Annotated in this window: 6 protein-coding genes; 4 read left to right on the top strand and 2 right to left on the bottom strand. The window is 69.3% G+C overall.

All coding sequences use genetic code 11. The annotated features are described in order from the left end of the window. Nucleotides 1-317 precede the first annotated feature (317 nt). The 4 genes from HNV26_RS35835 to HNV26_RS35820 all read left to right on the top strand — a co-directional run bounded on the left by HNV26_RS35835 (nucleotide 318) and on the right by HNV26_RS35820 (nucleotide 7,455). The gene (locus HNV26_RS35835) at nucleotides 318-3,578 is read left to right on the top strand and encodes a DEAD/DEAH box helicase (RefSeq protein WP_436410076.1); all 3,261 of its coding nucleotides are present in this window, start codon (nucleotides 318-320) and stop codon (nucleotides 3,576-3,578) included. A gap of 145 nt (nucleotides 3,579-3,723) precedes the next feature. Next, nucleotides 3,724-5,460 carry a DNA repair protein RecN gene (recN, locus tag HNV26_RS35830; protein WP_171445327.1) on the top strand — a complete coding sequence of 579 codons (1,737 nt, stop codon included), beginning with the start codon at nucleotides 3,724-3,726 and terminating at the stop codon, nucleotides 5,458-5,460. 60 nt (nucleotides 5,461-5,520) lie between these two features. Beyond that, nucleotides 5,521-6,318, top strand: a complete 798-nt coding sequence (locus HNV26_RS35825) for a Stp1/IreP family PP2C-type Ser/Thr phosphatase (RefSeq protein WP_011555314.1) — start codon at nucleotides 5,521-5,523, stop codon at nucleotides 6,316-6,318. A 219-nt stretch (nucleotides 6,319-6,537) separates the two neighbouring features. Further along, complete coding sequence (locus HNV26_RS35820) at nucleotides 6,538-7,455, top strand: M23 family metallopeptidase (RefSeq protein WP_011555313.1); 918 nt, start codon at nucleotides 6,538-6,540, stop codon at nucleotides 7,453-7,455. Between the two features lie 164 nt (nucleotides 7,456-7,619). On the opposite strand, the gene HNV26_RS35815 is transcribed toward HNV26_RS35820, so the two are convergent. Both HNV26_RS35815 and rlmM read right to left on the bottom strand, forming a co-directional pair. Further along, nucleotides 7,620-8,324: a nucleotidyl cyclase domain-containing protein gene (locus HNV26_RS35815; protein WP_171445328.1), complete on the bottom strand. Its 705-nt coding sequence runs from the start codon at nucleotides 8,322-8,324 to the stop codon at nucleotides 7,620-7,622. 42 nt (nucleotides 8,325-8,366) lie between these two features. Continuing rightward, nucleotides 8,367-9,125: 23S rRNA (cytidine(2498)-2'-O)-methyltransferase RlmM (gene rlmM, locus HNV26_RS35810; protein WP_171452993.1), on the bottom strand; the 759-nt coding region annotated here is incomplete at its 5' end.

Raw genomic sequence — 9,125 nt, 5'->3', positions numbered from 1 at the left:
GCCGCCTGCCCTGCCGCCATGGCGACGGCCCCCTGCCCGCAGGGGGCATTCGCCCAGCGGAATGGCCTCACGGGGGACGCCCCGCCTCCGGGGGGAGGGGCGGCGCGTCGGCTCGGCGCGCCGGACGCCTTCCAGAAGAGCAGACGGGTATCGGAGGCGCGACAGCGGACGGTCCGGGCCATGGCGGGGGTTGATGCTCTCACAGCTTGAGGCCAGCGGCGGATTCTGCTGGCGGACGCATTGATTTTTCCCGCGACCGGGAGCCTCGTTGCTGTGGTAGTTCAACGGGTTCCCTGGCGATTTGGAGCCTGGGGCCTGTGCCAGCCGTGCAATCCACCGCCGATATCCGAGAGATCCTCCCGCCTCAGGACACCCAGTGGCTCCGTGCCCTGAAGGCCGAAGTTCAACCCACGACCTTCAAGCAGGGGCGAGAGGTGGCGGAGTCGCGCCGCGTCTTCGGCCTCAATCGTGAAGGGGACCGCATCAGCGCCCAGGTCGCCGGTTCGTCCGGTGAGCGGTATCAGACGGCCCTGCATCTGGGGAATGGCCGAGCCACGTCGACCTGTACCTGCCCGTCGTGGAACGTCGAAGGCCCCCACTGCAAGCACGTGGTGGCCGCGGCGCTCATCTACGCCGCGCGCTTCCGTCCGCCCGGCCCCCCCGCGCCTCGCCCGGCCGAGCCCGTCGCCGCCGCTCCCGAGCCGAAGGAAGCTGTCGTTGACGACGAGCCCCATGTGGAGCCGGTGCCGTCGAGCGGCGACCCGGTCAGCCTCCCGGCCCTGGCCAAGGTGGAGAGCTGGCTCGGTCTGTCTTCTCAGCCCGACTACGAATTCTTCTACCGCCTCACGGCCGCCAGCACGGGGAACGGCAGCATCCGGCAGTGGATCATCGACGTGCGCCGGCAGGACGCGCAGACGAAGGGGCCCATCCACGTCAAGCGGCTGCTGCAGACGGGGGGCCGCATCTCCCCCGCGGACGAGCGCGTCTTCATGCAGCTGTCTCGCCACGAGCACCGCTATGACTCGCGCCTGGTCCTGTCCGACGAGGAGCTGAGCGAGGCGCTGGAGCTCTTGCGCCACCGCCGCGTCATCTACCGTGGCACGGCGCTCATCGACACCGAGGTGCCGGTGCGGCCCCAGATTCATCTGGAGTCCCGCCCGGACGGCGCCACCGCGCGCATCGAGCTGCTCTTCCCGGACAACGCAAGCTACGCGCTCAAGGACGTCATCCTCCTGTCGGGCCGGCGCACCTGGGTCATCCAGGGCCAGAACCTGCACCCGGTGGAGCCGGACTTCCCGCCGCGGCTGCTTCGCAAGTGGCTGCTCGAGCCCAGCATGTCCTTCCCCACGGGGCAGTTGGACCGGGTGCTGACCTTCTTCGCCGCGCACCTGCCGCGCTTCCGCATGGCGTTGAAGGCGGACGACATCGACGTGGACGAGGCCGTGGAGCCTCGCTTCATGCTCACCCTGGAAGGCAACCCCGAGCGCGTGAAGGTGCAGCTGGCCGCGAAGTACGGCCAGACGACGGTGCCGGTGTCCCCCACTGCCACGCACCTGGGCTACGCCAGCGGCGTGGGCGGGGACAGCCGCAAGCTGTACCGGCGTCGCGAGGAACTGGAGCGCGGCGCGGGGAAGCGGCTGCTGGACCTGGGCCTGCGCTTCGAGCCGCAGGCGCAGGTCTTCGACGCCACGGCCGACACCGCGCTCGAGTTCTGGGCCCGGGGCCTGGCCTCGCTCCCCGAGGAATGGGAGCGCTTCGGCGTGCATGCCCCCAAGGTGCGCCTGCGTCCCAAGCTCAAGCCGCGCATCCGCGTGGGCATGAGCGGCGTGCAGTGGTTCGACCTGGATGCGGAGTTCGTCACCGACGACCAGGCCGTGGACCTGGGCGCGGTGCGCATGTGGCTGGACTCCGGCCGTCGCTTCGTTCCCCTGAAGGACGGCACCTTCGCGGAGGCGGACCCCGTCGAAATCAAGCGCGTGGCGGACCTGCTCGAGGAAGCCGGCGCGCTGCCGGGCCGCTCGCGCACGCGGCTGCCGCTGCACCAGGCCGTCGCGTTGGACCTGTTGGCGGACCTGGGGGAGTTCACGGAGGTGGAGGCCAAGGCGCGGCAGGCCATGATGGAGCTGCGCGAGTCGGCGGGCGTGCCGAAGGTGGGCGTCCCCGAGGGACTCCAGGCCACGCTGCGCCACTACCAGGAGGCGGGCCTGTCCTGGCTCTGGTTCCTGCGCCGCCACGGCCTGTCCGGCATCCTCGCGGACGACATGGGTCTGGGGAAGACCATCCAGTCGCTCAGCCTGATGCAGAAGGTGGCCAACGAAGAGGGGCGCAAGCCGTCGCTCGTGGTGGCGCCCACCAGCGTGCTGGCCAACTGGGAGCGCGAGGCCGAGCGCTTCACGCCGGGCCTCAAGACGATGGTGTGGCACGGTCAGGACCGCAAGGAGCGGGCAGAGGACCTGAAGGGCATGGACCTGGTCCTCACGTCCTACGCGCTGGTCCGCCGTGACTTGGACCAGCTGTCCCAGGTGGGCTTCCGCTACATCATTCTGGACGAGGCGCAGAACATCAAGAACGCGGGCAGCGCCACCGCGCAGGCGTGCAAGGCGCTCCCCAGCGAGACGCGTCTGGCGCTCACCGGTACGCCGCTGGAGAACCGCCTGTCGGAGCTCTGGAGCATCTTCGACTTCCTGATGCCGGGCTTCCTCGGCAGCTCGGATGGCTTCGGGGACCGCTACGAGCAGCCCATCCAGGTGGCCAACGACAGCACCGCGAAGGACCGGCTGCGCCGCCGCATCCAGCCCTTCATCCTGCGTCGCCTGAAGACGGAGGTGGCCAAGGACCTGCCGCCGAAGACGGAGAGCGTCGCCTGGTGCGAGATGGAGCCCGGTCAGGCCGCGCTCTATCGCGAGGTGCTGGAGGAGAGCCGCCGCAAGGTGCACGAGAGCATCGAGAAGGTGGGCTTCAAGCGCAGCCGCGTGTCGATTCTGGCCGCGCTGATGCGCCTGCGTCAGGTGTGCTGCGATCCGCGCCTGCTCAAGATGCCGCCCGGCACCCTGATGCCGCCCAGCGCGAAGGTGGAGCGCTTCCTCCAACTGGTGGAGGACTTGGTGGCGGAAGGCCACCGCGCGCTCGTCTTCAGCCAGTTCACGGAGATGCTGGAGCTGCTGAAGCAGGAGGCGGACAAGAAGGGCCTGCGCTACCTCTACCTGGACGGTCGCACCAAGGACCGCATGGGCAAGGTGGACGAGTACAACAACCCGGACGGTCCGCCGCTCTTCTTCATCTCCCTCAAGGCGGGCGGCACCGGCTTGAACCTCACCGCGGCCGACTACGTCATCCACTTCGACCCGTGGTGGAACCCCGCCGTCGAGGACCAGGCCACGGACCGTACGCACCGCATCGGGCAGACGCGCGCCGTCATCAGCTACAAGCTCATCACCCGGGGCACCGTGGAGGAGAAGATCCTCGCCCTCCAGCGCCGCAAGCGGGAGCTGGCCGCTGGCGTGCTCGGCGGGGAGGGTGACGAGCTGGGCCGGACGCTCACCGAGCAGGACATCCAGGAGCTCTTCACGGAAATCTGAGGACTTGCGAGGTTGGGGCCCCAACGAGGCCCCTTCCCCTCCCGCCCGCCATCCGTGCGCTCAACCCGAACGCCTGTGCAGTGTCAGTCAGACCTGCTAGGGTGTTCAGGTACCAGAGCCGTCGTACGGACATTGGAGGGCGCGCGTGCTGCTGGGTCTGCGGATTTCGAACGTGGCGGTGATCGAGGAGGTGGAGGTGGCGTTCGGAGCCGGCCTCACCGTCCTCACGGGTGAGACAGGTGCGGGCAAGTCCATCCTCGTGGATGCACTGGGCCTTTTGCTCGGGGGGCGCGCCGACGCGGATGTCATTCGCGCCGGTTGTGAGGAGGCGTCCGTGGAGGGCGTCTTCGCGCGGACTCCCGCGTTGGAGACCCGGCTGGAGGAGCTGGGTCTGCCGGACCTGGGAGAAGAGGTTCTGGTGCGCCGGGTGCTGGGACGCACCGGGCGCGGCAAGGCCTACGTCAACGGCTCGCTGGTGACAGTGGGCGTGCTGGGCAAGCTCACGCGGGGGGCGGTGGACATCGCCGGCCAGCACGAGCACGTCAGCCTCTTTGATTCCGGCCTGCACCGGGTGCTGTTGGACAGGTACGGCAACCTGGAGGATGTGCTCGCGGCCTTCTTCCGGGAGTACACCGGCCTGCGCGAGGTGGACGCGCGCATGGAGTCGCTGGGCGGAGACGAGGCGAAGGTGCGCGAGCGCGCCGAGTTCCTGCGCTTCCAACTCGATGAAATCACGCGCCTGGACCCGGAGGCCGGCGAGGACGCGCGGCTGGACGCGGAGCGCAAGCGGCTGGGCGGCGCGGAGAAGCTCAAGCGCCACGCCTCGGAAGCGGAGCTGCTGGTGTCCGGCGAGGAGCAGTCCGCCGTGGAGACGGTGGGCCGCGCGCTGGGGCTGGTGCATGAATCGGTGAAGTGTGACGCCACGCTGGCGCCGGTGGCGCAGGCGCTGAGCACCGCGCTGTCGGAGCTGGAGGAGGCGCAGCGGCGGCTCAACCGGTACGTGGAGGGACTGGAGTCGGACCCTTCGCGACTGGCGGACGTGGAGGAGCGGCTGGACGCGCTCAAGCGTCTGTGCCGCAAGCACGGCACGCACCTGGATGGCCTGCTGACGAAGCGGGGCGAAATCGAGGTGGAGCTGGGCACACTGGAGAACCGGAAGGAAATCCTGGAAGAGCTGGCCGCGGACCGCCGCAAGGTGGAGGAGCGGGCCCGGAAGGCCGCCGCGGCGCTGACGCGGGCGCGTGCGGCCAGTGCGGTGGCGTTCGCCGCGCAGGTGCGCGAGGGCCTGGGGCAGTTGGCCATGGGCAAGGCGGCCTTCGAGGTGCGGGTGACGCCATCGGAGGCGCTGCGCCCGGACGGCATGGATGACGTGGAGTTCTTCTTCAGCGCGAACCCCGGCGAGCCGCCGCGAGCGCTGGCGAAGGTGGCCTCTGGCGGTGAGGCGAGCCGGCTGCTGCTGGCACTCAAGAAGGCCCTGGCTGACAGTGACGGGGGCGGGTGCTACATCCTGGATGAAGCGGACGCGGGCGTCAGCGGCGCCATCGCGGACGTGGTGGGGCGGATGATCAAGGACGTGAGCAGTCACCGTCAGGTGCTCTGCATCACCCACCTGCCGCAGGTGGCCGCCTATGCGGATGCCCATCTGCTCATCCGCAAGGGCCTCAAGGGCGAGCGCACTGTCTCGGAGGTGGTGGTGCTGGAGGCTGGGGCAGAACGGACCCGGGAGCTGGCGCGGATGATGTCGGGTGTCGAGGTGACGCGTGAGGCCCTGGGAGCGGCGGAGGCCCTGGTTCGTTCCGCCAACAGGGCGCTAGGGACCCGGGCCCGCAGGGAGTCTGGACCGGAGGGGGCCCCCCGGGGACGGCTCCGACGCACCGCGTGAAATGCGTCAGTTTTATCCGTGTCCTTGCCCCATCCTTGGGCCTCACATAGCATCCCGGGTGTGTCCAGCACCGCAGGGCAGACCGCGGCCTCCCGCTTGAAGATAATTTCCGCCGGCCTGACGGATGTCGGGCGCAAACGTAATCACAACGAGGACAGCTTCCTCATTGATGATGAGCTCCAGCTCTACGTCGTGGCCGACGGAATGGGCGGCCACGCGGGTGGGGGCACTGCGTCCCGCATCGCGGTGGAGACCATCGACAAAGAGATGCGCCGGGCGCGGGAAGGCAAGGACAACCCCTTCCTCTCCGTCCCGAATCTCCAGGACTCTCCGATTCCGGAGGCGCTGCGCACCGCCGTGGAGCGGGCCTGTCTGGCCATCTTCACGGCCGCGCAGGAAGATGCGCGGCTGTCCGGCATGGGCACCACCGTCATCTCCCTGGTGGTGCGCGACGAGCACGCCTTCTTCGCCCATGTGGGGGACAGCCGCGCGTACCTCATCCGCGGCGACCTCATCCAGCAGATCTCCGAGGACCACTCGCTGGTCAACGAGCAGATCAAGGCGGGGATGATTACCCCGGAAGAGGCGAAGCACTCCCGCTACAAGAACATCATCACCCGCTCCGTCGGCTTCGAGGAGGAGGTGCAGGTGGACGTCATGGGGCTGGTGTCAGAGCCCGGCGACGTCTTCCTCCTCTGTTCGGACGGTCTCGCGAACATGATGGAGGACAGGGAGATCCACGAGACCGTGGTGAAGGCGCGGACCTTTGAAGAGGTTCCCAAGCGTCTCATCGACTTCGCCAACGAGCGTGGCGGTGACGATAACATCACCGTCATCGTCGTGCGAGTGGAAGCCTGACACACCCAGAGTCTGCACGTGGCTTGCAGACCTCCCTGCGGGTCTGTTGACCTTGACACTCTTCGAATGTGAGTGGTAGCTGCCCCAACGTTTCCAGCCGAGTCGAAATGCCGGTGGGCGACGAAGCGGGAGGGGTAGGCGGCGGGGGGAGGTGTTGCGCGAGAGCAGGCGACTTAGCTTGCTGCGCCAGTAGTCCCACGCAAGCAGGGGAGCTGTCCCGTGGCGAAAAAGTCCTTCACACTGATGGTGATTCCGGACCATGACGCTCCGGTCAAGCGGTACACCATCCAGCGGTCCTTTCTCACCCAGGTGGGGATGGGACTGATGCTCGTGGTGGGACTGGGCGTGGGTGCGAGCGTGCACTACTTCCAGGTGGCCGCGGACGCCTCCGAGAACCGCATCCTTCGCGAAGAGAACCTGACGCTGCGCTCGCAGCTCAAGTCGGTGCGTGAGCGCATCGAGCACATCGGTTCCACGCTGGACCGGGTGGAGCGCTTCGACCAGAAGCTGCGCGCGGTGACGCTGCTGTCCGATCCTCAGCGCAACCTGGCCATGGGCCCGACGGAGCCCGAGGCGGGCACGTCCGCGCCAGCCACGGACACGCAATTCACGCAGCTGACCTCCACGGAGACGCCGAAGGCGCTGATGGGCCGGTTGGACCGGCTGAGCGCGGAGGCCACCCGCCAGGAGCAGAGCCTCCAGGAGCTGCAGGCCTACTTCCAGGACCAGAAGTCGCTGCTGGCCTCCACTCCGTCCATCTGGCCCGCGCGCGGCTGGGTGACGAGTGATTTCGGCTCGCGTCTGGATCCGTACACCGCGGACCGCGTCATGCACGGCGGCATGGACATCGCGGCGCCGCACGGCAAGGAAGTCTTCGCGCCGTCGGACGGCACGGTGGTGTTCGCGGGCCTGGAGGGCGGCTACGGCAACGTGCTCGTCATCGACCATGGCTACGGCATCAAGACGCGCTACGGCCACCTGTCGAAGATGCTGGTGAAGGCCGGCGACAAGGTGAAGCGCGGCATGCACATCGCCGCCGTCGGCAACACCGGCCGCTCCACGGGCCCGCACCTCCACTACGAAGTCCGCGTCAACGGCATCGGGCAGAATCCCCGCAAGTTCATCCTCGAGGAGTAGCTGGCGCGGAGGGATGACGCCTCGGTGGTTCGTCGAGGCGCCTCGCTGCGGACGGAAGGCGCGCGCTCCCGTGGAAGCCCGAAGGGCTCCGGGAGCGCGTTCAGTGGCAGTCCCCAACGAGGGATGGCCAGCATGGCCTGGCGCTCAGGCGCGACCGCGCGGTCTCAGAGCGTCGCGGGGCCGGGAATGGAGCCATCCAGCCGGATGCGCCTGCGCTGAAGCCCCTGCGCGCGGCCGGTGCGCTCCATGACGTGGGTTCGCTCCAGCTCCGCCCACAGCAGGGGGCCCAGCACCTGCCAGTGCGAGGGCGCGTCCACCGTCAACTCCAGCAGGCTCACCGTCCATGAGGGGACGTCCGCGTCGGGCGTTCCCGGGGGCAGCACCGTGCGCACGCCCTGCGCCAGCCGTTCGCGCGTCGGCGCGGCGAGGTGCTCCTCCACCGTGAGCTGCGACGTCGGCACGAGCAGGGCAGCGAACGCGTCCGCGTGGATGCGCACCACCTTCGCGCCGGGGTACTGAGCGGAGAGGGACTCCACGGTGGCGCGCAGCACCGCGTCCCCGGTGGGGAAGCCGAAGCGGGCGTTGACGTTGATCATCCCCTGCACGTCCGCGATGACGGCGCCCACGCGCCACCCGTCATGATGGCCGTGGGTGGACAAGTCGTACTCCTCCTTGAGGAGGTGGCCCTGGGTGAGCGCCGGTACCTGGAGCGCGCCCGTCTTCGCATCCGGCTGGCCACGCCGGGCCTGCTCCGCCTGGACGAGCACCTCCACGGCGGCCTGCACCGGGGCCTGGGGGCTGCGGGTGAGCACCCAGGGATGGAGGGCGATGAGGGCGGTGGCCGTGGCGTCGTCGAGTGGGTAGGGCATTGCGCTCCTTGTCTAGCGCGTCCATCGCGAAGGCGCAGGGGCTCACTTCATCTTGTGCGCGGTGACGGTGACCTCATCCCGGTCATGGTAGAGCTGGCGGACGGTGAGCCCCTCCCAGCCGCCCTCCTGGACGAGCGTGTGGCGCACCCGCAGCAGGAGGGGGTTCTTGTCCTTCATGGGCAGCTTGATGTTGGCCACCAGGTGCTGCGCCCAACCGCGGCGCCCCCATTTGGCCAGCAGCTGCGCCACTTCCAGGGGGCGCCACGCCATGTCGCAGAAGAGCCAGTCCGCCGGTTCGTCGGGCGCATAGGCGAAGGCGCTCTCCTGGACGTGCTTCACGCGCGGGTTCCCCGTCAGCTCCGGCATCAGCCGGGCCGGGTCCACCGCCACCACCTTCGCGCCGCGGCTCACCAACCGCTGCGTCCAGCCGCCCGGCGCCGCGCCCAGATCCACGCACACATCGCCGCGCCCAGGCTCGAAGGCCAGTCCGTCCAGGGCCTCTTCCAGCTTCATGGCCGCGCGCGACGGCGCGTCTCCAGCCCGCCGCATGCGCCTGCGTCCGCCCGCCGCCAGGGACACGGCCTCGCGCGCGTGCACCGCGCCCACCACCGTCACCTCATCCGGCGCCACACACAGGGACACCAGCAGCGCCCCCGCCTCGCGCGCCCGCTGGGCGTCCTCGATGCGGCGCTCTGCCGGCAGTCTGGCGGACACGGCGGATTCCAGGGCTTCCGCGACAGGGGCCAGGGCGTTGCCACGAGGGGTGTCGGGCGTGAAGGCCTGAACCGCCCAGGGCGCCCG

It is taken from the genome of Myxococcus xanthus (assembly GCF_013116825.1).
GTDB lineage: Bacteria > Myxococcota > Myxococcia > Myxococcales > Myxococcaceae > Myxococcus > Myxococcus xanthus_B.
The sequence above is the reverse complement of the archived record's forward strand: the minus strand, read 5'-3'. Positions and strand labels throughout refer to the sequence as shown.

Excerpts from the sequence above, each read along its gene's own strand:
- HNV26_RS35815 (WP_171445328.1), bottom strand. The coding sequence starts at position 8,324 with ATGCCCTACCCACTCGACGACGCCACGGCCACCGCCCTCATCGCCCTC.